General features: G+C 70.5%; 24 protein-coding genes. 15 read left to right on the top strand and 9 right to left on the bottom strand.

Annotated features, from left to right (window positions below; all coding sequences use genetic code 11):
- Window positions 1-23: 23 nt before the first annotated feature.
- On the bottom strand, window positions 24-464 hold the full coding sequence (gene mce, locus OO52_RS40095) for a methylmalonyl-CoA epimerase (RefSeq protein ID WP_030656158.1): 441 nt from the start codon (window positions 462-464) through the stop codon (window positions 24-26).
- A gap of 149 nt (window positions 465-613) precedes the next feature.
- Here mce and OO52_RS40090 point away from each other — a divergent pair, with 149 nt between their 5' ends.
- The 3 genes from OO52_RS40090 (at window position 614) to OO52_RS40080 (ending at window position 4,787) form a co-directional block, all read left to right on the top strand.
- Window positions 614-1,822, top strand: coding sequence for an acetyl-CoA C-acetyltransferase (locus OO52_RS40090; protein WP_030656160.1), 1,209 nt, complete (start codon window positions 614-616; stop codon window positions 1,820-1,822).
- 68 nt (window positions 1,823-1,890) lie between these two features.
- Window positions 1,891-2,847, top strand: coding sequence for a methylmalonyl Co-A mutase-associated GTPase MeaB (meaB, locus tag OO52_RS40085; RefSeq protein ID WP_030656162.1), 957 nt, complete (start codon window positions 1,891-1,893; stop codon window positions 2,845-2,847).
- A 425-nt stretch (window positions 2,848-3,272) separates the two neighbouring features.
- Window positions 3,273-4,787, top strand: coding sequence for an MFS transporter (locus OO52_RS40080; RefSeq protein WP_030940103.1), 1,515 nt, complete (start codon window positions 3,273-3,275; stop codon window positions 4,785-4,787).
- A 44-nt stretch (window positions 4,788-4,831) separates the two neighbouring features.
- Here OO52_RS40080 and OO52_RS40075 read toward each other — a convergent pair whose 3' ends face one another.
- From OO52_RS40075 to OO52_RS40060, 4 genes are all read right to left on the bottom strand, one after another.
- Entirely contained in the window at window positions 4,832-5,308 is a 477-nt protein-coding gene (locus OO52_RS40075) for a MarR family winged helix-turn-helix transcriptional regulator (RefSeq protein ID WP_030656167.1), read from the bottom strand.
- A gap of 92 nt (window positions 5,309-5,400) precedes the next feature.
- The gene (locus tag OO52_RS40070) at window positions 5,401-6,210 is read right to left on the bottom strand and encodes an AIM24 family protein (protein ID WP_030656169.1); all 810 of its coding nucleotides are present in this window, start codon (window positions 6,208-6,210) and stop codon (window positions 5,401-5,403) included.
- Entirely contained in the window at window positions 6,207-6,857 is a 651-nt protein-coding gene (locus OO52_RS40065) for an AIM24 family protein (protein ID WP_030656171.1), read from the bottom strand. The genes OO52_RS40070 and OO52_RS40065 overlap by 4 nt, the downstream gene beginning before the upstream one ends.
- Window position 6,858: 1 nt before the next feature.
- Window positions 6,859-7,491, bottom strand: coding sequence for an AIM24 family protein (locus OO52_RS40060; RefSeq protein WP_030656173.1), 633 nt, complete (start codon window positions 7,489-7,491; stop codon window positions 6,859-6,861).
- A 153-nt stretch (window positions 7,492-7,644) separates the two neighbouring features.
- Here OO52_RS40060 and OO52_RS40055 point away from each other — a divergent pair, with 153 nt between their 5' ends.
- From OO52_RS40055 to OO52_RS40020, 8 genes are all read left to right on the top strand, one after another.
- Window positions 7,645-7,995 (top strand): DUF3817 domain-containing protein, encoded by a 351-nt coding sequence (locus OO52_RS40055; RefSeq protein ID WP_030656174.1) that lies wholly within the window; start codon window positions 7,645-7,647, stop codon window positions 7,993-7,995.
- Entirely contained in the window at window positions 7,992-8,285 is a 294-nt protein-coding gene (locus tag OO52_RS40050; protein ID WP_014675047.1) for an MTH1187 family thiamine-binding protein, read from the top strand. The genes OO52_RS40055 and OO52_RS40050 overlap by 4 nt, the downstream gene beginning before the upstream one ends.
- 137 nt (window positions 8,286-8,422) lie before the next feature.
- Window positions 8,423-9,175 carry a hypothetical protein gene (locus OO52_RS40045; RefSeq protein ID WP_030656176.1) on the top strand — a complete coding sequence of 251 codons (753 nt, stop codon included), beginning with the start codon at window positions 8,423-8,425 and terminating at the stop codon, window positions 9,173-9,175.
- On the top strand, window positions 9,172-9,852 hold the full coding sequence (locus OO52_RS40040; RefSeq protein ID WP_030656178.1) for a DUF4166 domain-containing protein: 681 nt from the start codon (window positions 9,172-9,174) through the stop codon (window positions 9,850-9,852). The genes OO52_RS40045 and OO52_RS40040 overlap by 4 nt, the downstream gene beginning before the upstream one ends.
- Window positions 9,849-10,499 carry a TetR/AcrR family transcriptional regulator gene (locus OO52_RS40035; RefSeq protein WP_030656180.1) on the top strand — a complete coding sequence of 217 codons (651 nt, stop codon included), beginning with the start codon at window positions 9,849-9,851 and terminating at the stop codon, window positions 10,497-10,499. The genes OO52_RS40040 and OO52_RS40035 overlap by 4 nt, the downstream gene beginning before the upstream one ends.
- A gap of 179 nt (window positions 10,500-10,678) precedes the next feature.
- The gene (locus tag OO52_RS40030; protein WP_030656182.1) at window positions 10,679-11,188 is read left to right on the top strand and encodes a MarR family winged helix-turn-helix transcriptional regulator; all 510 of its coding nucleotides are present in this window, start codon (window positions 10,679-10,681) and stop codon (window positions 11,186-11,188) included.
- 42 nt (window positions 11,189-11,230) lie between these two features.
- Complete coding sequence (locus OO52_RS40025; RefSeq protein WP_030656185.1) at window positions 11,231-11,569, top strand: DUF3817 domain-containing protein; 339 nt, start codon at window positions 11,231-11,233, stop codon at window positions 11,567-11,569.
- A 75-nt stretch (window positions 11,570-11,644) separates the two neighbouring features.
- Window positions 11,645-13,345, top strand: coding sequence for an acyl-CoA mutase large subunit family protein (locus OO52_RS40020; protein ID WP_030656187.1), 1,701 nt, complete (start codon window positions 11,645-11,647; stop codon window positions 13,343-13,345).
- Here the strand turns inward: OO52_RS40020 and OO52_RS40015 are convergent.
- Window positions 13,342-14,004, bottom strand: coding sequence for a TetR/AcrR family transcriptional regulator (locus OO52_RS40015; protein WP_030656189.1), 663 nt, complete (start codon window positions 14,002-14,004; stop codon window positions 13,342-13,344). The two genes, OO52_RS40020 and OO52_RS40015, sit on opposite strands and share 4 nt — an antisense overlap.
- 207 nt (window positions 14,005-14,211) lie before the next feature.
- Here OO52_RS40015 and OO52_RS40010 point away from each other — a divergent pair, with 207 nt between their 5' ends.
- The 4 genes from OO52_RS40010 to OO52_RS39995 all read left to right on the top strand — a co-directional run bounded on the left by OO52_RS40010 (window position 14,212) and on the right by OO52_RS39995 (window position 18,574).
- Window positions 14,212-15,183 (top strand): tetratricopeptide repeat protein, encoded by a 972-nt coding sequence (locus OO52_RS40010; RefSeq protein WP_030656191.1) that lies wholly within the window; start codon window positions 14,212-14,214, stop codon window positions 15,181-15,183.
- A gap of 624 nt (window positions 15,184-15,807) precedes the next feature.
- Window positions 15,808-16,446: a DUF6230 family protein gene (locus tag OO52_RS40005; RefSeq protein ID WP_030656193.1), complete on the top strand. Its 639-nt coding sequence runs from the start codon at window positions 15,808-15,810 to the stop codon at window positions 16,444-16,446.
- A 117-nt stretch (window positions 16,447-16,563) separates the two neighbouring features.
- A complete protein-coding gene (locus OO52_RS40000; RefSeq protein ID WP_030656195.1) occupies window positions 16,564-17,154 on the top strand; it encodes a DUF6114 domain-containing protein in 591 nt (196 codons plus the stop codon).
- On the top strand, window positions 17,144-18,574 hold the full coding sequence (locus OO52_RS39995; protein ID WP_030656197.1) for a hypothetical protein: 1,431 nt from the start codon (window positions 17,144-17,146) through the stop codon (window positions 18,572-18,574). Before OO52_RS40000 ends, OO52_RS39995 begins: the two co-directional genes overlap by 11 nt.
- A gap of 97 nt (window positions 18,575-18,671) precedes the next feature.
- Here OO52_RS39995 and pyk read toward each other — a convergent pair whose 3' ends face one another.
- The 3 genes from pyk to pta all read right to left on the bottom strand — a co-directional run bounded on the left by pyk (window position 18,672) and on the right by pta (window position 23,494).
- The gene (gene pyk / locus OO52_RS39990) at window positions 18,672-20,099 is read right to left on the bottom strand and encodes a pyruvate kinase (protein ID WP_030656199.1); all 1,428 of its coding nucleotides are present in this window, start codon (window positions 20,097-20,099) and stop codon (window positions 18,672-18,674) included.
- An 84-nt stretch (window positions 20,100-20,183) separates the two neighbouring features.
- The gene (locus OO52_RS39985) at window positions 20,184-21,395 is read right to left on the bottom strand and encodes an acetate kinase (protein WP_030656201.1); all 1,212 of its coding nucleotides are present in this window, start codon (window positions 21,393-21,395) and stop codon (window positions 20,184-20,186) included.
- The gene (gene pta, locus OO52_RS39980; protein WP_030656203.1) at window positions 21,392-23,494 is read right to left on the bottom strand and encodes a phosphate acetyltransferase; all 2,103 of its coding nucleotides are present in this window, start codon (window positions 23,492-23,494) and stop codon (window positions 21,392-21,394) included. The genes OO52_RS39985 and pta overlap by 4 nt, the downstream gene beginning before the upstream one ends.
- Between the last annotated feature and the right edge of the window lie 143 nt (window positions 23,495-23,637).

The raw sequence follows: 23,637 nt of genomic DNA, 5'->3' as shown, positions 1-23,637 counted from the left end.
CTACCGGCCCTTATGTACGGGGGTCAGTGCTCAGGTGACTCAACAGGGGCCGAAGTGACCAGTTCTGTCAGAACGCCATGGCAATCCTTGGGGTGAAGGAAGGTGATCCGCGACCCCATCGAGCCCCGTCGTGGCTCGTCGTACAGCACCCGGACGCCCTTGCCGCGGATGTCCGCGGCGTCCCCGTCGACGTCCGCCGTGCCGAAGGCGATGTGGTGGACGCCCTCCCCGTTCTTCGCGAGCCACTTGCCGACCGCCGAGTCCTCGCGGGTCGGTTCCAGCAGCTGGAGGTAGGAGGCGCCGCCGTCCGAGGTCTCGTTGATCTTGAGCATGGCCTCCCGCACGCCCTGCTCCTCGTTGACCTCGGTGTGGAACACCTCGAAGCCGTACGTGGCCCGGTAGAACTCGACGGTCGCGTCGAGGTCGTGGCAGGCGATCCCGATGTGGTCGATTCGCGTCAGCATGGATTCAGTGCAGCGCTCCCCGGATGGTTACGCAACGTGCGCGCGATCACACCGGCGGGCCGGTGACGCCGTGTCCAACCGCTCAGTACATTCGAAGTAAACCCTCGTTCACTCCTCGGCTGTGTGCAGCTGGAAGGGGATCGCACCTCATGTCTTCTGGATCTTCTGGAACGACCAGCTCGGTGATCGTCGCGGGCGCCCGGACGCCCATGGGGCGGCTGCTGGGCTCGCTGAAGTCCTTCTCCGGAGCCGACCTGGGCGGCTTCGCGATCAAGGCCGCCCTCGACCGTGCGGGGATCGGCGGCGACCAGGTGCAGTACGTGATCATGGGCCAGGTGCTCCAGGCGGGCGCCGGCCAGATCCCGGCCCGCCAGGCCGCCGTCAAGGCCGGCATTCCGATGAACGTCCCGGCGCTCACGATCAACAAGGTGTGCCTCTCCGGCCTCGACGCCATCGCCCTCGCCGACCAGCTGATCCGCGCGGGTGAATTCGACATCGTCGTGGCGGGCGGCCAGGAGTCCATGACCAACGCCCCGCACCTGCTGCCCAAGACCCGCGAAGGGTACAAGTACGGCGCGGTGCAGATGCTCGACGCGATGGCCCACGACGGCCTGACCGACCCGTGGGAGAACATCCCGATGGGCGAGTCCACCGAGAAGCACAACACCCGCCTCGGCATCGGCCGCGCCGAGCAGGACGAGATCGCCGCCCTGTCCCACCAGCGGGCCGCCGCCGCCCAGAAGAACGGCCTGTTCGAGGCCGAGATCACCCCCGTGGAGATCCCGCAGCGCAAGGGCGACCCGGTGCTGTTCAGCAAGGACGAGGGCATCCGCGGCGACACCACCGCCGAGTCCCTGGGCAAGCTGCGCCCGGCCTTCGCCAAGGACGGCACGATCACCGCCGGCTCCTCCTCGCAGATCTCGGACGGTGCGGCGGCCGTGGTCGTGATGAGCAAGGCCAAGGCCGAGGAACTGGGCCTGAGCTGGCTCGCCGAGATCGGCGCGCACGGCAATGTGGCCGGCCCGGACAACTCGCTGCAGTCCCAGCCGTCGAACGCCATCCAGCACGCCCTGAAGAAGGAGGGCCTGGAGGTCTCCGACCTGGACCTCATCGAGATCAACGAGGCCTTCGCCGCCGTCGCCGTGCAGTCAATGAAGGACCTCGGCGTTTCCACGGAAAAGGTGAACGTCAACGGCGGCGCGATCGCGCTCGGTCACCCGATCGGCATGTCCGGCGCCCGGCTCGTGCTCCACTTGGCGCTGGAGCTCAAGCGGCGCGGCGGCGGTGTCGGCGCGGCGGCGCTGTGCGGCGGCGGTGGCCAGGGTGACGCGCTGATCGTGCGGGTACCGAAGGCCTGAGACACCGTGGGCCTGATCCCGGTGGTCAGGTCTGATTCCGGTACGTCGGTGAAGTGAACGGAGCTGTGATGCAGGACGTCTCCTCTCTGGTGGCCCAGGCCAGGGAAGGCCGGCCGCGGGCCGTGGCCCGGCTGATCTCCCTCGTGGAGGGGGCGTCCCCGCAGCTGAGGGAGGTCATGGCGGCGCTGGCCCCCCTGACGGGCAACGCGTACGTGGTCGGCCTGACGGGCTCGCCGGGCGTCGGCAAGTCCACCTCCACCTCCGCGCTCGTCACCGCGTACCGCAAGCAGGGCAAGCGGGTCGGCGTCCTGGCCGTCGACCCCTCGTCGCCGTTCTCCGGCGGCGCCCTGCTCGGCGACCGGGTCCGGATGTCGGAGCACGCATCCGACCCCGGCGTCTACATCCGCTCCATGGCGACCCGCGGCCACCTCGGCGGCCTGGCCTGGGCGGCCCCGCAGGCCATCCGGGTGCTGGACGCGGCCGGCTGCGACGTGATCCTGGTCGAAACGGTCGGCGTGGGCCAGTCGGAGGTGGAGATCGCCTCCCAGGCGGACACCAGCGTGGTCCTCCTGGCCCCCGGCATGGGTGACGGCATCCAGGCGGCGAAGGCCGGAATCCTGGAGATCGGCGACGTGTACGTCGTCAACAAGGCCGACCGGGACGGCGCCGACGCCACCGCCCGCGAGCTGAACCACATGCTGGGCCTGGGCGAGGCCCGGGGCCCCGGCGACTGGCGCCCGCCGATCGTGAAGACGGTCGCGGCGCGCGCGGAGGGCGTCGAGGAGGTCGTGGAGGCCCTGGAGAAGCACCGGGCCTGGATGGACGAGCGCGGGATCCTCACGGAGCGCCGGGAGGCCCGCGCGGCCCGCGAGGTGGAGACCATCGCCGTGACGGCCCTCCGTGAACGCATCGGCGACCTCCACGGTGACCGCCGCCTCAGCGCCCTCGCCGAACGGATCGTCGCCGGCGAACTGGACCCCTACCGCGCGGCGGACGAACTGGTCACGGGCCTGACGGAGGCCTGAGGCCGGCGAGCGGACCGCTGTTCGCCGGGGGCTGGGTTCCTCCGGTCGGGGGATGGGCTGGCCGTGGGGCTGGCGTGGGCAAGAGCTGGCGAGGGCAGGAGAAACCCCGCCCGCCGGCAAACCGCGACCCGCCAGCGACCCGCACTGGACCTGTGCCGCGCCGTGGATGAGCTGGTTGCGGGGCTGGCAGAGGGCCGACGGGCGCGGGCGGATCTTCATCGGTCCGCTGGAGCCCCCCGTGCGGCCGATGAGCCGGTCGCTGGGCCGACCGAAGAATCAGGGTCGCCGACGCGGTGATCACGCTGCTACCTTGACCGGCATGTTCCTCTCCTTGGCGTAGAGCGCACCCGGGATCGCGGGGCCGGACAGACGGCCACCGCGCCCTTCGGTGTCCGCCTCTTCCGCCTCTCCCTGAGGAACCCCGCGTGTCCACGCCCCTTTCGCGACCCTCGTACGCCGCCGTCCTGCGCGTCCCGCATGCGCGCCGCACCTTCACCGCAGCCCTGACGGCCCGCCTGTCCTACGGCATGGTGTCGCTCGCGGTGCTGCTGTCCGTCACCCACGCCACCGGGTCCTACGCCGTCTCCGGCACCGTCCTCTCCCTCTTCGGCGCCACAACGGTCTTCCTGATGCCGCTGCGGGCCTCCCTGATCGACCGCCACGGCCCGCGCCGGGTGCTGCCGCCCATGTCCGCGCTGTACGGCGTCCTGCTGAGCGTCCTGGCCGTCCTGACCTGGCGTCCCGGCGCACCGGCGGCGGCCGTCGGACTCACGGCCGCCCTCGCGGGCTCCTGCGCGCCGCCGCTGGGCCCGACCATGCGCGCCCTGTGGTCCGAACTGGTGACGGACCGGGACCTGTTGCGACGCGCCTACAGCCTGGACGGAGTCGCCGAGGAACTGCTGTACGTCTCCGGTCCGGCCCTGATCGCCCTGCTCGGGGGCTTCGCCCCACCGGCCGCCGGAATCCTCCTCAGCGCGGCCCTGAACGCCGGGGGCACGTGCGCCTTCGTCACATCCCCGGCGATGACGGCGCAGCGCCGGACACCTCGGGAGGAGGGCTCCGCCGGGGTCCGGCCCGCGGGCGAGGGGCCCGCCGGCGAAGGGCCTGCCGGGGAACCTGCCGACGGTGAACGGTCTGCAAGGGCAAAGGGCGCCTGGCAAGAGCCCGCCGGGGAGGGCGCCGCCAAGGAGGAGGCCGCCGGGGTGCGGGCCACCGGGGAATCCCCCGCCAGGGCAGAGCTTGCCGGGGCACTGGCCGCCGGGGAACGGCCTGACGGGGAAGAGGGTGCCGGGGCTGCCTCTGCCTCGGGGCTGCCCGTCGAGGCACAGCCCGTCCGGGAACCTGCCGGCTTGGTCCGGGGGCTGTTGCCCCCGGTCGTGGTCGCCCTGGGCGCGGGGCTGGCCCTCAGCGCCGTGGAGCTGCTGGTGATGGCCTTCGCCACGGAACGGTCCTACGACCCCGCCCTGGTCCCGTGGGTGCTGGGCGCGCTCTCGGCGGGCAGTGCGCTGGGCGGTCTGGCCAACGGGGTGGTGCGGTGGCGTACGAGCGCCCGGACCCGGCTGTGCCGGTTCGGGGTGTGCCTCGGCCTGGTGCTCGCGGCAGCGGGCCTGGCCCCCGACCTGTGGACCCTCACGGCGGCCATGGCCTGCGCGGGAGCGTTCATCGCCCCGGCCCTGACGACGGCCTACCTCCTGGCCGACGAATCGGCCCCCGAGAGCGGCCGTACGCGGGCCGGGGCATGGGTGAACATGGCGGTGAACGCGGGAAGCTCGGGCGGGGCGATGGCGGCCGGGTTGCTGATCGGCCGGCTGCCGCTGCCCCTGTGCTTCACCCTGGCGGGAGGAACCGCCCTGGTGGCCGCCGTGGCCGCGGGCGGCCGCGTCACCGGGACGGCGGCGCAAGTGGGTGCGGCGGCATCCCGTCAGCGCCGGGCCGCGTGACCCACCCCCGCCCGGCTACCGCGCCCTGAGCCGACGAGCCCGGCTCAGGGACGACCCCGCTGCCCCCGCAGGTGCTCGGCGATGGGCTTCAGCGCCTTGTCCAGTTCCATCAGCGTGTCCGGCGACAGGAGATCGATGAAGTGCCGCCGCACCGATGCGACGTGATGCGGCGCGACCTTCTTCATCGTCTCCATGCCGTGCTCCGTGAGCACGGCGTACAGCCCTCGGCGGTCCGTGTCACAGTTCTCGCGGCGCACCAGGTTCGCGTTCTCCATACGCGTGATCTGGTGCGACAGCCGGCTCTTGGACTGCATCGTCGCGGAGGCGAGGTCGCTCATCCGCATCCGCACGTCTTCCGACTCGGACAGGTTCACCAGGATCTCGTAGTCGTTCATTGTCAGGCCGAACGGCTGCAGATCCTTTTCGAGCTGGTACGTCAACAGCCTGTTGACCTCCAGGTGGGTGCGCCAAGCGCACTGCTCCGCATCGGTCAGCCAGCGCGTGGCCGTCTCGGTCTCCATGAATGAAGTCTACCTAAGAAGTTGAATGGCGAACTACTTCGGGTGGTGTGACAGTGCGCACGCGTTCGACGTCACACTCCGCAGACTACCGCTCACAGCCCGAAGCGACGCTGGAGGTCCCCCAGCTGTCCGGGAAGGCGCGGTACGCCCGACGATTGCGGACCGTGTCCGCCCGGCGCCGTTCCGCCACCACCCGGCACCCCCGGTTCGGGAGGAATCACCCCCGTGGCCCCCTCGGCCATAAGGGTCTCCGTCGACTGCAGCAGGACCGTCCCGGCGCCCACGAACTCGAACTGGTGCTCCTCCCCGGAGACCCCGCCGAGGCCCGTCATCGCACGCAGACCGCCCAGTACACCCGCCATGTACCCGTGGTCGTAGTGATGGCACGGGGACGGGCAGTCGGCCCACCCGACGAGCGCCTGAGGGTCGACCCGGATCGGAGGTTCCATGAACACCACCGGCCCGTTAGATGCGGCCACAAACTTTCCGGTTCCGATAAGGGTCAGAAAACCCGGCACGATCGACTGCTTGAGCGCGAGACTTGGCTGAAAAGCGAGCAGGTTGCCCGCGCGAATGGTCAAGTTCCCGTCGTCCAGGTCGTAGGAGTTGACGTCGAAGGCCCGGTCGGCCAGCAGCATCTTGCCGGAGCCCTCGGCCACGACCCAGTCGCTCGCGTGCAGTGGCGAATGGAACGACGTACGGACAAGTCGGTCGAGTCGCCCGTGCCCGATGCCGTTGAACTCGATCGTCCCGTAGTAGGCGATCATCTTCCCCTTCTGCAGGAACCACTGCCCGCCCTTCAGCTCCACACAGAAGGTGTACTTGTTCACGCTGTCGTCGGCGGGCAGCGTCATCGGGTCGTACACGACCGGCCCGGCGTCCGGAGTTCCGTAGGTGCTCACAGCTTCTCCTCCGACGCCTGGACGTACACCGTGCCGTTGCCGCTCAGCTCCAGCTGGAAGGCCTCGCCGGAGCCCCGGCCCACCATGTCGCGCCAGCCGAGGGCGGTGGACAGCTTGTTGCGGACGTCGCCGTGGTGGGCGACGTAGGCCTGGGGGTCGACGTGGACCGGGCGCTGCGGGGTGATCGGGATCTCGAAGACGCCGCCGTGCGCCATCACGGCCACCGCGCCCTGTCCCTGGAGCGTGGTCGTGAACAGGCCCTGACCCGTGACCTGGCCCCGCACCATGCCCATGACCCCGCCCTGGGAGCCCATGAACATCGTCCCCTGCCGCAGTGTGCCCTCGAAGGCGAGCAGTCTGTCCGCCTCGACGTAGAGCGTGTCGCCGGCGAGGGTGATCACATGGACGTGGTGGCCGCCGTGCCCGAAGAAGACCGTGCCGCTGCCCTCCACGGTCATCAGGGGGGTCGCCTCGCCCGCCACCCGGCGCCCGATCATCGACATCAGCCCGCCCTGGCCGCCCTGGACGTTGGGCGTGAAGGACACGTCCCCCTTGTAGGCGAGCATCGCGCCGCGCTGACTGAACAGCCGCTGCCCCGGCGCCACCGTCGCCTCGACCATCTTGGAGTTGATCTCTCGGAAGGTCATCTCACAGGTCCCCCGCGATCGTGTTCCGCTCGCTCGGCTGCACGTACACCAGGCCGTCGCCCTCGAAGCGGATCTGGAAGGCCTCGCCGCCGCCCTCCCCGAGGAGCGTGCGGAACGTCACACCGGACTGGAAGGACTGCCGGACGTTGCCCTGGTGGGCCACATAGGCGCCCGGGTCGACGATCAGCGGGTACTGCGGGCTGACCCGGAGCACCACCGCCGGCCCGTCCGAGACGATCGCCGCCTGGCCGTGGCCCTCCACGGTCGTCGTGAACAGGCCGTTGCCCTGGGAGGCCCCGCGCAGCCCCGTGAACGTCGTGCCCGTTCTGAGCCCCGCGTCCGTGGCCAGCAGGTTGCCCGCCTCGACGTAGAGCTTGTCCCCCTGGAGGCTCACCAGGTTGATCTCCGACGCCCGGTCCGCGAACCAGCAGGTCCCGTGTCCTTTCACCTCCATCACCGTCATCTGCTCACCGGTGAGCCGCCGGGTCACCATCCCGCGCAGCCCCTCGCCGCCACCGCTCAGCTTCTTGAAGGCCATCTGCCCGTCGTACGCGACCATCGAGCCGTTCTTCGCCTTCACGGCGTCCCCGGTCATGTCGACGGCGAGGACCTTGCTCCCCTGGAGCCGGAACATCGCCACGCTGTGAAAGTAGCGGCCGGGCGGGTGGACGGAACAGGGCCCATGGGTGGAGACCCACCCTGAGCGGACCCCTAAGGGCGCGGTTTGCCACAATGGGGGAACGCTTGTGCGTGCGTTCACAAACGACTCTCCCACCGAAGGTGACCCGTGGACCTGAAGACAGCCTCCGCCATCCGCCGCCTGCGCCTGGTCTCCGTGCCGGAGGGCATCTCCTGGATCGTGCTCGCGACCTGCACGATCATCAAGTACACGGTGGCCTCCGGTTTCGACGTCGCCCCGGTGCTCGGCCCGATCCACGGCGTGCTGTTCATCCTCTACGTGCTCTTCTGGCTGGACGCCTGGAACCGCACCAAGTGGAACAAGGGCAAGGCCGCCCTCTACTTCGCCTACTCGTTCATCCCCGGTGGCGGCTTCATCATCGAGCGCGCGCTGCGCCGCGAGGCCGAGGACGCCGTCATCGCCGCCCGTGCCCGCAAGGAAGGAGTCGTGAACGCATGATTGTCGCCTTCTCCGTGACGCCCCTCGGCGTCGGTGAGGACGTGGGGGAGTACGTCGCCGACGCCGTGCGCGTGGTCCGCGAGTCGGGCCTGCCCAACCGCACCGACGCCATGTTCACCTCGATCGAGGGCGAGTGGGACGAGGTCATGGACGTCGTCAAGCGTGCCGTCGCTGCCGTCGAGGCGCGCGCCCCGCGGGTCTCGCTCGTCCTCAAGGCCGACATCCGCCCCGGCGTGACCGACGGGCTCACGTCCAAGGTGGAGACCGTCGAACGGCACCTCGCCCAGTAGCGCGACCGTCGGCCGAAACCCCGGTCCCAGGGCCGGGGTTTTCTCGTGCCAGCTCTTTGAGCGACCGCTCAAAACGGTGTACGTTCGGCGCAGACGATTTGAGCAGTCGCTCAAACGGTGCTCACGTGGGGGAACACATGGGTCTCTACATAGAGACGCACATCCGCGCCGACCTCGACGAGCTATGGGCCCGCACCCAGGACCCCGCCCGCCACCAGCGCTGGGACCTGCGCTTCAGCCGGATCGAGTACCTCCCGCGCGCGGAGGGCGAGCCGCAGCGGTTCCGGTACGCCACGCGCCTGCTGCCGTTCCTCACCGTCTCCGGCACCGGCGTGGCCGCCGGCGAGAAGGAACGCCCCGACGGCACTCGCACCTCCGCCCTGCGCTTCGCCTCCCCGCACCCCCTCTCCCTGATCGCCGAGGGCAGCGGCTACTGGCGCTACGTCCCCGACGCCCACGGCGTCCGCTTCCTCACCGGCTACGACTACCGCCCCCGCTGGGGCGCCCCCGGCGCGCTCGCCGACCGCCTGCTGTTCCGCCCGCTCATGGGCTGGGCCACCGCCTGGTCCTTCGACCGGCTCCGGCTCTGGCTGGAGCGGGGCATCACCCCCGAGCGCGCCCTGTACCGCTGGCTGGCCGAACTGACGGTCCGCGCGCTCCTGCTCGCCCTGTGCCTGACCGGACTGGGACGGGGCTCGCTGCCCGGCCCGTCCGGCCCCTTCGCGGACTCGCTGGCGTACCTCTGCCCGCTCCTGCTCCTGCTCGGCATCGCCCTGGCCCTGTGCAAGGCGCCGCTCGCCGGCACCCCGGCCGCCCGCCGCTGCCTGCGCGCCCCAGCCACCCGGACCCGTGCGCCCCGCCTCCTGCGCACCCTGGAGAAGCACGGATGACCTCGATCTTCCAGACCGCCATGGGACCTGGGTTCCAGCGCCTCCACCCTGCCCTGCGGCGCCGCTTCTCGGTGGGTCTGGCCGGCGGCGAGGCGTGCACCGGCCGGGGCGTGATGGACCGGATCTGGCACGGACCGGCCTTCGTGAAACCGTTCCTCGCCCTGGGCGGCACCCGGAACATCCTGGTCCCGCGACCCGGCCGGAACGTCCCCTTCGTGATCGAGAACGTGCCGTACACGGACACCTTCGGCCGTGAGACGGTGAGCTTCGTGCGCACCTTCCACCTGCCCGGCCGCGCCCGCCGCTTCGACGCCCAGATGGTGCTCGGCCCCCGGGGCGACCGCGTCCTCGACTACCTCGGCACCCACCAGCACCTCGCGACCGACCTGCACTTCCAGGCCGAACCCGACGGCTCCCTGCTCATCCGCTCCGGCGCGCACCGGTTCCGGGAGGGCCCGGTGGACGTCCGGGTCCCCGAACTGATCGGCGCGACGGCCCAGGTGCGGGAGTCGTACGACGAGTCGGCCGGCCGCTTCCGCGTCCGCGTGCGCGTGGTGAACCGCTGGTTCGGCCCGCTCTTCGGCTACGAGGGCTCCTTCACGGCGTCGTACACCGACGCCCGCGCCCGTGGTGTACGGCCCGGACTGCGCCCGGTGCGGGAGGAGGCGCGCGCGTGAGCCCGGAGACCGCGAAGGCGCAGGAGACCAAGACCAGGCTGCTGGAGGGCGCGCTGCGGACGCTCACCGAGCAGGGCATCGCCAAGACGTCGGCCCGTACGGTGGCGGCGGCGGCCGGGGTCAACCAGGCGCTGGTCTTCTACCACTTCGGATCGGTGGACGAACTGCTCGCCGCGGCCTGCCGGTACGGCGCGGAGAAGGCCGTGGCCCGGTACCGCGAGCGCCTCGCCGCGGTGGACTCGCTCTCCGAACTCCTCGCCGTCGGCCGCGAGATCCATGAGCGCGAGCGGGCCGGCGGCCAGGTGGCCCTCCTCGGCCAGCTCCTGGCCGGCGCCCCGACGCACGCGGCGCTGGGTCCGGCGACGGCCGACGGCCTGCGGCTGTGGATCACCGAGATCGAGCAGGTGCTCAGGCGGGTGCTGGCGGAGACCCCCTTCGGCGAGTTCGCCGACCCGGCGGGCCTGGCGCGGGCGGTGGCCGCGTCGTTCGTCGGCATCGAGCTGTACGAGGGCGTGGACGAGGCCGGGGCGCACGCGGCGCTGGACGCCCTGGAGCAGCTCGGCGCGCTGGTGGCCGCGGTGGAGTCCCTGGGCCCGGTCGCCCAGCGGGCCGTCCGGCATCACCTGCGGCGGCGGGGACGCGGCTGACAGCCCGGATGGCCGGGGTTCGCGGGCGGGTGCGGGTGGGCGGCGGCTCGTCGCGCCGTTCCCGTCGTTCCTGGTCAGGGGCACCGCCCGGAGCCCTGAGCGCGCGCTGGTGAGCGGCCGGGGACCGAAAGGCGAGACGGAGCTGACCGGCATATGACCGGCCGGTAGGGTCTGATGACGTGCCGAAGCCTCTCAGCCTCCCGTTCGACCCCATCGCCCGCGCCGACGAACTCTGGAAGCAGCGGTGGGGCAAGGTGCCGTCCATGGCCGCGATCACCTCGATCATGCGGGCCCAGCAGATCCTGCTCTCCGAGGTGGACGCGGTCGTCAAGCCGTACGGGCTGACGTTCGCCCGGTACGAGGCACTGGTGCTGCTCACCTTCTCGAAGGCCGGTGAGCTGCCGATGTCCAAGATCGGTGAGCGGTTGATGGTGCATCCCACCTCCGTGACGAACACGGTGGACCGGCTGGTGAAGTCCGGGCTGGTCGCCAAGCGGCCCAACCCCAACGACGGGCGCGGCACGCTGGCCGTCATCACGGACAAGGGGCGCGAGGTGGTCGACGCGGCCACCCGCGACCTGATGGCGATGGACTTCGGGCTCGGGGTGTACGACGCCGAGGAGTGCCAGGAGATCTTCGCGCTGCTGCGCCCGCTGCGGATCGCGGCACACGACTTCGAGGAGCAGTGACCCGGGGCAAGATCTCCCGGAACGGGTGGTTACGCTCGCTCCATGAAAAAAAGCGTGCTGACCCGCTACCGCGTCATGGCCTACGTCACCGGTGTGCTGCTGGTGCTGCTGACCCTCGGCTGCATCGCCAAGTACGGGCTGGACCTCGACGGGGCCGACAGCTTCGTCAAGGTCGTCGGTATCGCGCACGGCTGGCTCTACGTCGTGTACCTGATCTTCGCGTTCGACCTGGGGTCCAAGGCGAAGTGGCCGGTCGGCAAGCAGCTGTGGGTCCTGCTCGCCGGGACCATCCCCACCGCCGCGTTCTTCGTCGAGCGCAAGGTCAGCCAGGAGCTGGAGACCCGGGTCGCCGACGAGGCCCCGGTCGTCGCCAAGGCGTAGCGGGTACCGCCGTACGGATGCCGTGCGGCGGTCTGCCATCGACATTTACTAGGACGTCCAAGTAAATTCGAGGGTATGGACGCTCACGCCATCGAGGAGGGCCGCCGCCGCTGGCAGGCCCGCTACGACGCCGCGCGCAAGCGCGACGCGGACTTCACCACGCTCTCCGGCGACCCCGTGGAGCCGGTGTACGGGCCCCGACCGGGCGACACGTACGAGGGATTCGAGCGGATCGGCTGGCCCGGGGAGTACCCCTTCACGCGCGGGCTCCATCCGACCGGCTACCGCGGCCGCACCTGGACGATCCGGCAGTTCGCCGGGTTCGGCAACGCCGAGCAGACCAACGAGCGGTACAAGATGATCCTCGCCGCCGGCGGCGGGGGCCTGTCCGTCGCCTTCGACATGCCGACGCTCATGGGGCGGGACTCCGACGATCCCCGCTCCCTCGGCGAGGTCGGGCACTGCGGGGTCGCCATCGACTCGGCCGCCGACATGGAGGTGCTGTTCAAGGACATCCCGCTGGGGGATGTGACGACCTCCATGACCATCAGCGGGCCCGCCGTGCCCGTCTTCTGCATGTACCTGGTCGCCGCCGAGCGCCAGGGCGTCGATCCGGGGGTGCTCAACGGGACCCTCCAGACCGACATCTTCAAGGAGTACATCGCCCAGAAGGAGTGGCTCTTCCAGCCCGAGCCCCACCTGCGGCTGATCGGCGACCTGATGGAGTACTGCGCGGCGGGGATCCCCGCGTACAAGCCGCTCTCCGTCTCCGGTTACCACATCCGGGAGGCCGGGTCCACGGCCGCGCAGGAGCTGGCATACACGCTGGCGGACGGGTTCGGGTACGTCGAGCTGGGGCTCAGCCGCGGTCTCGACGTCGACGTCTTCGCGCCCGGCCTGTCCTTCTTCTTCGACGCGCACGTCGACTTCTTCGAGGAGATCGCCAAGTTCCGGGCGGCGCGTCGGATCTGGGCGCGGTGGATGCGGGACGTGTACGGCGCGAAGTCCGAGAAGGCGCAGTGGCTGCGGTTCCACACGCAGACCGCCGGAGTCTCGCTGACCGCGCAGCAGCCGTACAACAACGTGGTGCGTACGGCGGTGGAGGCGCTGGCGGCCGTGCTCGGCGGGACCAACTCGCTGCACACCAACGCGCTCGACGAGACCCTCGCCCTGCCCTCCGAGCAGGCCGCGGAGATCGCGCTGCGCACGCAGCAGGTGCTGATGGAGGAGACCGGGGTCGCCAATGTGGCCGATCCGCTGGGCGGGTCCTGGTACGTCGAGCAGCTGACCGACCGGATCGAGGCGGACGCGGAGAAGATCTTCGAGCAGATCAAGGAGCGGGGGCTGCGGGCTCACCCGGACGGGCGACACCCGATCGGGCCCATCACGTCCGGCATTCTGCGCGGGATCGAGGACGGGTGGTTCACCGGGGAGATCGCGGAGTCCGCGTTCCGCTACCAGCAGGCGCTGGAGAAGGGCGACAAGAAGGTCGTCGGCGTCAACGTCCACACCGGGTCCGTCACCGGTGACCTCGAGATCCTGCGGGTGAGCCACGAGGTCGAGCGGGAGCAGGTGCGGGTGCTCGCCGAGCGGAAGGCGGCGCGGGACGAGACCGCTGTGCGGGGGGCGCTGGACGGGATGCTCGCCGCGGCTCGGTCCGGGGCCAACATGATCGAGCCGATGCTGGAGGCGGTGCGCGCCGAGGCGACACTGGGCGAGATCTGCGGGGTGCTGCGGGACGAGTGGGGGGTGTACACCGAGCCGGCCGGCTTCTAGGCGCCCCTGTCACCGACCTCCCAGGGGGCTCCGCCCTGCTCGGTCGCCTGGGAGGCCAGGCCCAGAAGAAGTACCCGCGTGAAGCTGCGGACCCAGTTCTCGTCCGCCGGCTTGCCGCTGACCAGGGTGCGGTGGACCACCGCGCCCGCGACCACGTCGAAGATGAGGTCCACCGTGCGGGCGGACTCGCGGGGGTCCGGTTCCGGGGGGAGTTCGCCGCGCCGCTGGGCCCGGGCGCGGCCCTCCAGGACCAACCGCATCTGGCGGTCCACGATGGAGGCACGGATGCGTTCGCGCAGGGCGTCGTCGCGGGTGGCCTCGGCGACCACCGCCATCAGGCCGCTCCGGGCCTCCGGGCGGGCGAGGATGGCCGCGAACTGGAGGACGACGCCCTCGATGTCGGCGGCGAGGCTGCCGCGGTCGGGGAGCTCCAGCTCGTCGAAGAGCTCCGCCACGGCGTCCACCACCAGCTCGTTCTTGCCGGCCCAGCGGCGGTAGAGCGTCGTCTTCGCAACCCCGGCCCGGGTGGCGACGTCTCCCAGGGTGAGTTTCGACCAGCCGAGTTCGACCAGAGCCTCCCGGGTCGCGGCCAGGATCGCGGTGTCCGCGGCGGCGCTGCGCGGGCGCCCGGTACGGCTGGCGGGAGTGCGGCTCTGCATCCCTTGACCATAACCGGCGGGATCTGTGCGGTCGTGAGGGAGATCACCGGGGCGTGGTGTCGCGCGGTGCCCTCATGGCATTACGCTACGGGTCGTAGCGAAAGCTCGTGAGGGACGTACACGAGCGACGACCGTCAGGCGTGGGTGGGGACCCGGCGCCGCACATCGTTTTTTTCATCAGGCGCGGGATCGGGGGAGGATAGACGCATGCAGCCACGGAACATGTCCATGAGCGGTGTCGTCGACCTCGCCGCGGTGAAGGCGGCCCAGGAGGCCAAGGCCAAGGCGGAGCAGGCGCGCGCCGAAGCCGCCCGGCAGGGCGGGACGGGGGCCGTCTCCCCGGCCGATCTCGTCATCGACGTCGATGAGGCGGGTTTCGAGCAGGACGTCCTGCAGCGCTCCGCCGAAGTCCCGGTCGTCATCGACTTCTGGGCCGAGTGGTGTCAGCCCTGCAAGCAGCTGAGCCCGGTCCTGGAGCGGCTGGCCGTCGAGTACAACGGGCGCTTCCTCCTCGCCAAGATCGACGTCGACGCCAACCAGATGCTGATGCAGCAGTTCGGGATCCAGGGCATCCCGGCCGTGTTCGCCGTCGTGGCGGGCCAGGCGCTGCCGCTGTTCCAGGGGGTGGCCGGCGAGCAGCAGATCCGGCAGACCCTGGACCAGTTGGTGGCGGTCGCCGAGCAGCGCTTCGGGCTCACCGGCCTGACCGTCGACCCGGACGCGGAGCCGGGCGGTGCCCCGCAGGCCGCGGCGCCCGAGGGGCCGTACGAGGCCGCGCTGAACGCCGCCGCGCAGGCGCTGGACGCCGGAGACCTGGCCGGGGCCGTCCAGGCGTACAAGAACGTGCTGGCCGACGACCCGGCCCACCCGGAGGCCAAACTGGGCCTGGCGCAGGCCGAGTTGCTCCAGCGGGTGCAGGGGATGGACCCGCAGAAGGTGCGCCAGGAGGCCGCCGAGAAGCCGAAGGACGCGCAGGCGCAGATCGCCGCCGCCGACCTGGACCTGGTGGGCGGGCACGTCGAGGACGCCTTCGGGAGGCTCATCGAGACCGTGCAGCGCACCGCGGGTGACGACCGGGAGGCGGTACGGCTCCGGTTGCTGGAGCTGTTCGAGGTCGTGGGCCAGGAGGACCCGCGCGTGGTGGGCGCACGCAGGGCGCTGGCGCGCGCCCTGTTCTGACCAGTCGCTAAACGCCCCGGCTTGTGATGCCGGGGTGAAAGGTTTGCCGACGAAGCGTCGCGGTGGCCGCGCTTTACCAAATCTTGGTAATCGCGGTCACTGTTACTCCGAGTAAATCGAGGCCGTTGCTCTGTCTGGATTCGTCCAGGGATCAACGGCTTTGCTCTGCCCTGTGATGCCACCGAGCGTGGCACTTCGAGACCGGTCGGTCGTCCTCCGGTTATCCCGCCGTTACTAGCCAGTAACGAACCCCCTTGTGCCCGGGCCGAGAATGCACCACGATCGGCGACGCTCGGTCCATTCCCGTACCCCGGCAGCCGGTCGGGTCACCGGGAGACTCTGGGTCCCCACCGAGCAGAGCCGGCGGCAGTGGCGCCGGGTCTAGGGCAGGGGGGTCTTCGCCGGTCGGCGAAGCCTGTCCAGCAGGGTTGTGCGTGATGCGTGTCAGGCGCGACCAGTGGTTGTCGCTCGGGGGTGATCGCCGGTGATTCGGGCGCGGTTCGCGCCGCCGAGCGCGGGCGCTCTCCTTCCCGAGGACGTAGCACTTCTCCCATCCCTGCCCGGCTGAGCCGCTGATTCGGGGCGAGCCCGGGCCAGGAGATGTACGTCCGAGAAGGAGGAAATATGGAGTCCCAGGTGCGTGGCGGGACCAGATGGAAGCGGTTCGCTGTGGTCATGGTGCCCAGCGTGGCCGCCACGGCGTGTATAGGTGTCGCGCTCGCGCAGGGCGCTCTCGCGGCCTCGTTCAGCGTGTCCGGCCAGTCGTTCAAGGTGTCCGCCGACCAGCTCGTCGGCACCGGCTTCTCGCAGTACGGCGCCATCGACAGCGGCTACACGCTGGACGGCAAGAAGACGGCGCACCCGGTGGCCGTCTCGGCGTTCAAGCACGCCGAGATCACCAACCTGTGCCAGTCCGTGGTCACGCCCGACGTGCCGATCTTCGGCAACGTCAGCCTGATCCTGCGGGCCGGCGGCGCGGGCGCCGAGAAGGTCCAGGCCGACAACATCTACATCGACGTCGCCGACCTCAACGCCGACGCGACGTTCGAGAACATCGACATCGGTGTGGCCGCCAAGGACGCCTCCAAGGGTCCGGGCATGAAGGGCGGCGGCGAGCAGGCCAACCCGTACGGGTTCGCCCAGCAGGCCGACAAGGCCACGCTGTCCGACGTGAAGCAGACGGCGTGGGCGACCACCGCCGGAACCTTCAAGCTCAGCGGCCTGAAGATGTCGCTGTCGACGGGTGTCAAGGAGTGCTACTAAGCACTCGCTGACGGGCGGGGGAGCCGGTGGCGCCCCCGCCCGTCCACACTCCGGCCGCGTCCTCACACGTGGCACACATCACCACCACAGCAACGCCGCACCAGGGAGCTGTTTTCCATGAGCGCCGAGACTCCTGCCGCCGCATCCGGCCAGTTCACCCGCCGGAGGCTGCAGTTCCGCGCCTGGCGGGGCACGCGGCCGTTCTGGGCCGGTCTGTTCGTCATGCTCGGTGGCTTTCCGATCATGTACTTCCCGTACGCCCACCTCCAGCTCGGACACCTGACGCTGGCCATGGCGACCACCGCGGGAGCCGGATCCCTGATCATCGGTGTGCTGCTCATCGTCCTGGGCATCAGCCTCTGGTTCCAGAAGCACGTACGGACCTTCGCGGGCGTCGCCGCGATCCTGCTCGCGCTGGTGTCCATCCCCGTGTCCAACTTCGGCGGCTTCGTCATGGGCTTCCTGCTCGCCCTGGTCGGCGGGGCGCTGGCCGTGGCCTGGGCGCCGGGCACGCCTCCGCAGGAGCAGCCGCCGGCCGAGGCCACCCCGGACGAGGGCGGTGCCCCCGACACGGCTCCGCTGCCGCACCAGGGCACGACCACGGCGGCCGACGCGGGCCCGGCCGGGCCGTACAAGGCGCCGTGGGAGAACGACCTGTCAGGAACGAGCCCGGCCAACGGGGCGAACGGGAGGCACAGTGCCGGCTGACGAGGTGACCCGCGGGACCGACGTGGACGGGTCACGCGCGAGAACCGGGCCCCGCCACGCGGCCCCCAGAAAGCCGCTGTTCACCAGGTTCCACATGCCGGCCGGCAAGGCGATAGCCTCGGTGGCCATGCCCACGGCGGTGCTCATGGGCATGGGCTTCACCTCCACGCTCGCCCTCGCCGACAACAACGGCAGCCCGTCCCCGTCGACGTCGGCGAAGAGCCTGACGGCCGACGAGTACAAGGACTGCGTCAAGGCGCTGGACGACGGCACCAAGGACCCCTCGGCCTCGCCGTCGCCGTCCGCGTCTCAGAGCACGCCGGCCTCGCCGTCGCCGTCGGAGACCACCGGGAGCGGGAAGACACAGGAGCCGGGCGGCACCTCTTCGTCGGATTCAGGTTCCGACGACAAGGACACGCCCGAGCCGACCGCGACCTCGGGGTCCTCCGACTCCGGTTCGGACTCCGGCTCCGGCTCCGGCTCCGGCTCCTCGGACTCCGGTTCGGCGGGCTCCGGTTCGGGCTCGGATACCGGTTCGGGGTCGTCTTCCGGTGGTGACACGACCACGCCGACGCAGACCCAGAGCGGCGGGAACGTCCTCGACACCATCGGCGACACCCTCGGTGACCTCCTCACCGGTGGCGACAAGGACTCCGGTACGTCGTCGCAGACGCCGGCCCCGACTCCGTCCGCGTCGCAGTCGTCCGCCGCGGACACCACGGACACGTCGTCCAAGGACACCTCGTCCGGCGGCGGCGAGGAGTCCGGCGGCACCTCCGACACCGTCAAGGACACGGTGAAGAAGGCCACGGACACGGTCAAGGACACCGTCGAGGGCACCGCCGGCACCGTCTCCAAGACGGCCGGGGACGCCACCAAGGCGGCCGGTGACGCGACCGCGTCGGCCACGCCGAGCCCGTCCGCGAGCGAGTCCGCCTCCGCCGACGACTGCCCGGTGGCCACGGACGACGAGGGCGGCGTCGACAACAAGGTGCCGGTGGCGGACGACCCGTGGTACCTGAACGCCAGCTCCCTGCTCCTCAAGGGCGCCAACTACCAGGGGATCGTCGAGGTGAAGACGGCCAACGGCACCACCAAGAAGGTGCTGAAGTACGTCATCTCCGGCGGCACCGACATCGGCGACCTGCACCAGACGGTGAAGGACAAGCAGGCGAACAAGACGTACCACGTCCAGGCGGCCAAGGGCTCGACGTCCACCATCACCGGCGGCGACACGGTGATGTACACCGAGAGCATCTCGGGCAACCTGTTCGGGCTGATCCCGGTGACCTTCAGCCCCGACAGCCCGCCCCCGCTGAACATCCCGCTGATCTACTTCACCAACGTCAAGGTGGTCCAGGCGGCGCAGTTCGGCGGCAACCTGCACGTGCCCGGCATGCACGTGTACACGACCGACTGAGCGGTCGTACAAGCCGGTTCGGGAGCCGCACAACGCCAAGGGCGCCCCCTGTCCCAGGGGGCGCCCTTGGTGCCGTTCAAGACCCTTGCGGGACCGGTCAGTTGCTCATGGTGCCCACGTGGTGGACGCGGAGCATGTTGGTGGTGCCGGGGACCCCGGGGGGCGAGCCGGCGGTGATGATGAGGGTGTCGCCCGTCTCGAAGCGGCCGAGCCGGGCGATCTCCTGGTCCACCAGGTCGACCATCTCGTCGGTGGTGTTCACGAACGGCACGACGTGCGACTCGACGCCCCAGCTCAGGGTGAGCTGGTTACGGGTGCCCTCGTCGGTGGTGAAGGCGATGATCGGCTGGGTCGCGCGGTAGCGGGAGAGCCGTCGCGCGGTGTCGCCGGACTGGGTGAAGGCGACCAGGCCCTTGCCGCCGAGGAAGTCGGCGATCTCGCAGGCCGCGCGGGCCACCGAACCGCCCTGGGTGCGCGGCTTCTTGCCCGGCACCAGCGGCTGCAGGCCCTTGGAGAGCAGTTCCTGCTCGGCCGCGGTGACGATCTTCGACATGGTCTTGACCGTCTCGATCGGGTAGGCGCCCACGCTGGACTCGGCCGACAGCATGACCGCGTCGGCGCCGTCCAGGATCGCGTTGGCGACGTCGGAGGCCTCGGCGCGGGTCGGACGCGAGTTGGTGATCATCGACTCCATCATCTGGGTCGCGACGATCACCGGCTTGGCGTTGCGCCGGCACAGCTCGATCAGGCGCTTCTGCACCATGGGGACCTTTTCGAGCGGGTACTCGACGGCGAGGTCACCGCGGGCGACCATCACGCCGTCGAACGCCATCACGACGTCCTCCATGTTCTCCACCGCCTGCGGCTTCTCCACCTTGGCGATGACGGGGACACGGCGGCCCTCCTCGTCCATGACGCGGTGGACGTCGTGGACGTCCTTGGCGTCCCGGACGAAGGACAGCGCGACCAGGTCGCAGCCCATGCGGAGGGCGAAGCGCAGGTCCTCGACGTCCTTGTCGCTCAGCGCGGGCACGTTGACTGCCGTGCCGGGCAGGTTGATGCCCTTGTGGTCGGAGACGACACCGCCCTCGATGACGATCGTCTTCACCCGCGGGCCCTCGACGTCCAGGACCTTCAGTTCGACGTTGCCGTCGTTGATCAGGACCTGGTCGCCGCGCGAGACGTCGCCCGGCAGCCCCTTGTACGTCGTACCGCAGATGTGCTTGTCACCCGGCACGTCCTCGGTCGTGATGACGAACTCGTCACCGCGTTCCAGCTCGACCGGACCCTCGGCGAAGGTCTCCAGGCGGATCTTCGGGCCCTGCAGGTCGGCGAGGACGCCGATGGGACGGCCGGTCTCCTTGGAGGCGGCCCGGACGCGGTCGTACCGCGCCTGGTGCTCGGCGTGGGTGCCGTGGCTGAAGTTGAACCGGGCCACGTTCATGCCCGCCTCGATCATGGCGACGAGCATCTCGTGGGAGTCGACCGCGGGGCCGAGAGTACAGACGATTTTCGAACGGCGCATGGGGCGATCCTATCGGTTTGTTTCGCTACGGAATATTCCGTCTGGCGGAAGATACAAATGAGTGCCACACCGCTCAGGTGCTATTCAGTTGTTCTTTCCGACCAGTGCGTAGGTCTGCGTCGCGATCTCCAGTTCTTCATCCGTCGGCACCACCGCGACCGCCACCCGGGCGGACTCCGGCGAAATCAGCCGCGGACCGCCGCCGCGTACGGCGTTCCGCTCCGGGGCGACCGCCAGGCCCAGGCCCTCCAGCCCCGCGATCGCCGCCTCCCGCACCGGTGCCGCGTTCTCGCCGACCCCGGCGGTGAAGGCCACCGCGTCCACCGTGCCGAGCACGGCGTAATAGGCGCCGATGTACTTCTTGATCCGGTGAATGTAAATGTCGAAGGCGAGTGCGGCCTCTTCGTCGCCCTCGTCGATCCGGCGGCGGATCTCCCGCATGTCGTTGTCCCCGCACAGACCGAACAGACCGCTCCTCTTGTTGAGAAGAGTGTCGATCTCGTCCATGGACATATCCCCAACCCGGGCCAAATGGAAGATGACGGCCGGATCCAGATCACCGGATCGCGTACCCATCACGAGCCCCTCCAAGGGGGTCAGTCCCATGGAGGTGTCCACGCAGCGGCCCTTCTCCACCGCGGAGGCGGAGGCGCCGTTGCCCAGGTGCAGCACGATCACGTTGACCTCGGACGGGTCCTTGCCCAGCAGCCGCGCGGTCTGACGCGAGACGTACGCGTGCGAGGTGCCGTGGAAGCCGTAGCGGCGGATGCGGTGGCGGTCGGCGATCTTCGGGTCGATCGCGTAGCGCGCCGCCGGCTCCGGCATCGTCGTGTGGAACGCGGTGTCGAAGACGGCGACCTGGGGCAGGTCGGGGCGGAGCGCCTGCGCGGTGCGGATGCCGGTGAGGTTGGCCGGGTTGTGCAGCGGGGCGACCGGGATCAGCCGCTCGATCTCGGTGAGCACCTCGTCGTCGATGACGGTGGGCTCGGTGAAGAACATCCCGCCGTGCACCACCCGGTGGCCGATCGCGGCCAGCTCGGGGGAGTCCAGGCCCAGGCCGTCCCGGGTCAGCTCCTCGGCGACCGCCTTGAGGGCGGCGTCGTGGTCGGCGATCGGCCCGGTGTGCTCGCGGGTGTCGCCGCCGGTGAGGCAGGTGTGCTCGATGCGGGAGGTCTGCTCGCCGATGCGCTCGACCAGGCCCACCGCGAGCCGGCTGCTGTCCCGCATGTCCAGGAGCTGGTACTTGAGCGAGGAGGAGCCGGAGTTGAGGACGAGGACACGGGTGGGGGAGGTCACTGCTGGGACGCCTTCTCGCTGGGGGTCTGGGCGGGGCTCTGGGCCTGGATCGCCGTGATGGCGACGGTGTTGACGATGTCCTGGACGAGCGCGCCCCGGGACAGGTCGTTGACCGGCTTGCGCAGACCCTGGAGCACCGGGCCGACGGCGATCGCGCCGGCCGAGCGCTGCACGGCCTTGTAGGTGTTGTTGCCGGTGTTGAGGTCGGGGAAGATCAGCACGCTGGCCTGCCCGGCGACCTCGGAGCCGGGCAGCTTGGTGGCGGCCACGGAGGGCTCCACGGCCGCGTCGTACTGGATCGGGCCCTCGATCTTCAGGTCGGGCCGGCGCGAGCGGGCCAGCTCGGTGGCCTCGCGCACCTTGTCGACGTCGGCGCCCGACCCGGACGTACCGGTGGAGTACGACAGCATCGCGATCCGGGGCTCCACGCCGAACCGGGCGGCCGTGGTCGCCGACTGGATGGCGATGTCCGCGAGCTGCTCGGCGTTCGGGTCGGGGTTGACCGCGCAGTCGCCGTAGACCAGCACCTTGTCGGCGAGGCACATGAAGAACACGGACGAGACGATCGACGCTTCCGGGTTGGTCTTGATGATCTCGAAGGCCGGCCGGATGGTGGCCGCCGTGGAGTGCACCGAGCCCGACACCATGCCGTCGGCCAGGCCCTCCTGGACCATCAGGGTGCCGAAGTAGTTCACGTCCGACACGACGTCGTAGGCCAGCTCCACCGTGACGCCCTTGTGGGCGCGCAGGGCCGCGTACTTCTCGGCGAAGGCGTCGCGCAGCTCGGAGGTGGCCGGGTCGATCAACTGGGTGTCGCCGAGGTCGATGCCCAGGTCGGCGGCCTTCTTGCGGATCTGGTCGACCGGGCCGAGCAGGGTCAGGTCGCACACGCCCCGGCGCAGCAGCACCTCGGCCGCGTGCAGCACCCGCTCCTCGGTGCCCTCCGGCAGCACGACCCGCCGCTTGTCGGAGCGGGCCTGCTCCAGCAGCTTGTGCTCGAACATCATCGGGGTGACCCGGTCGCTGCTCGGCGCCGAGACCCGGCGGGCCAGGTCGGTGGTGTCGGCGTACCGCTCGAACAGGCCGAGCGCGGTCTCCGCCTTGCGCGGGGTGGCCGCGTTCAGCTTGCCCTCCAGGGAGAACAGCCGCTCGGCGGTGGGGAAGCTGTTGCCGGACACCGAGAGCACCGGGGTGCCGGGGGCGAGGCGGGCGGCGAGGGTGAGGATCTCCTCGCTCGGCACCTCGTTCAGGGTGAGCAGCACACCGGCTATCGGCGGGGTGCCGGCGCTGTGCGCGGCGAGCGACCCGACGACCAGGTCGGCGCGGTCGCCCGGGGTGATGACCAGGCAGCCCGGGGTCAGGGCGCCGAGGAGGTTCGGCAGCATCGCGCCGCCGAAGACGAAGCCCAGCGCGTCCCGGGCGAGTCCGGAGTCGTCACCGAGGAGCACCTTCGCGCCGAGGGCCTGGGCGATCTGCGCGACCGTCGGGGCGGACAGGGCGGGCTCGTCGGGGACCACGTACGTCGGTACCGGCAGCCGGTCCGCGAGCCGCTCGGCGATCTCGTCGCGGTCCTCGCGGGCCACCCGGTTGGCGACCATGGCGAGCACGTCGCAGCCGAGGCCGTCGTAGGCGCGGTAGGCGTTGCGGGTCTCGGCCAGCACGGACTCGGCGGACTGCCCGCGGCCCCCGACCACCGGGATCACGGACGCGCCGAACTCGTTGGCGAGCCGGGCGTTCAGCGACAGCTCGTCCGGGAGCTGGGTGTCGGCGAAGTCGGTGCCGAGGACCAGGACCACGTCGTAGTCCCGGGCCACCAGGTGGAAGCGGTCGACGAGGGCGGAGACCAGCTCGTCGGTGCCCTGTTCGGCCTGGAGCGCGGAGGCCTGGTGGTAGTCCATGCCGTAGACGGTCGCCGGGTCCTGCGAGAGGCGGTACCGGGCCCGCAGTAGCTCGAACAGGCGATCCGGGCCGTCGTGGACGAGCGGACGGAACACTCCCACCCGGTCGACCTGCCGGGTCAGGAGTTCCATGACCCCCAGCTCCACGACCTGGCGTCCGTCACCGCGGTCGATCCCGGTCACGTACACGCTGCGCGTCACGTGTCCACTCCGTTCCTCATGTCGCTTTCATGGCCTCTGCGGCATAAAAATCGCTCACCGAGGTGAGCAGAACCCTCTTGACAATACCCTTGTCGAAGGATAAGGCGCCCGTCAGGATCTCAATGGCTCGACGGACGTGAAAG

The sequence above is a fragment of the Streptomyces flaveolus genome (assembly GCF_000716535.1).
Lineage (GTDB): Bacteria > Actinomycetota > Actinomycetes > Streptomycetales > Streptomycetaceae > Streptomyces > Streptomyces flaveolus_A.
The sequence above is the reverse complement of the archived record's forward strand: the minus strand, read 5'-3'. Positions and strand labels throughout refer to the sequence as shown.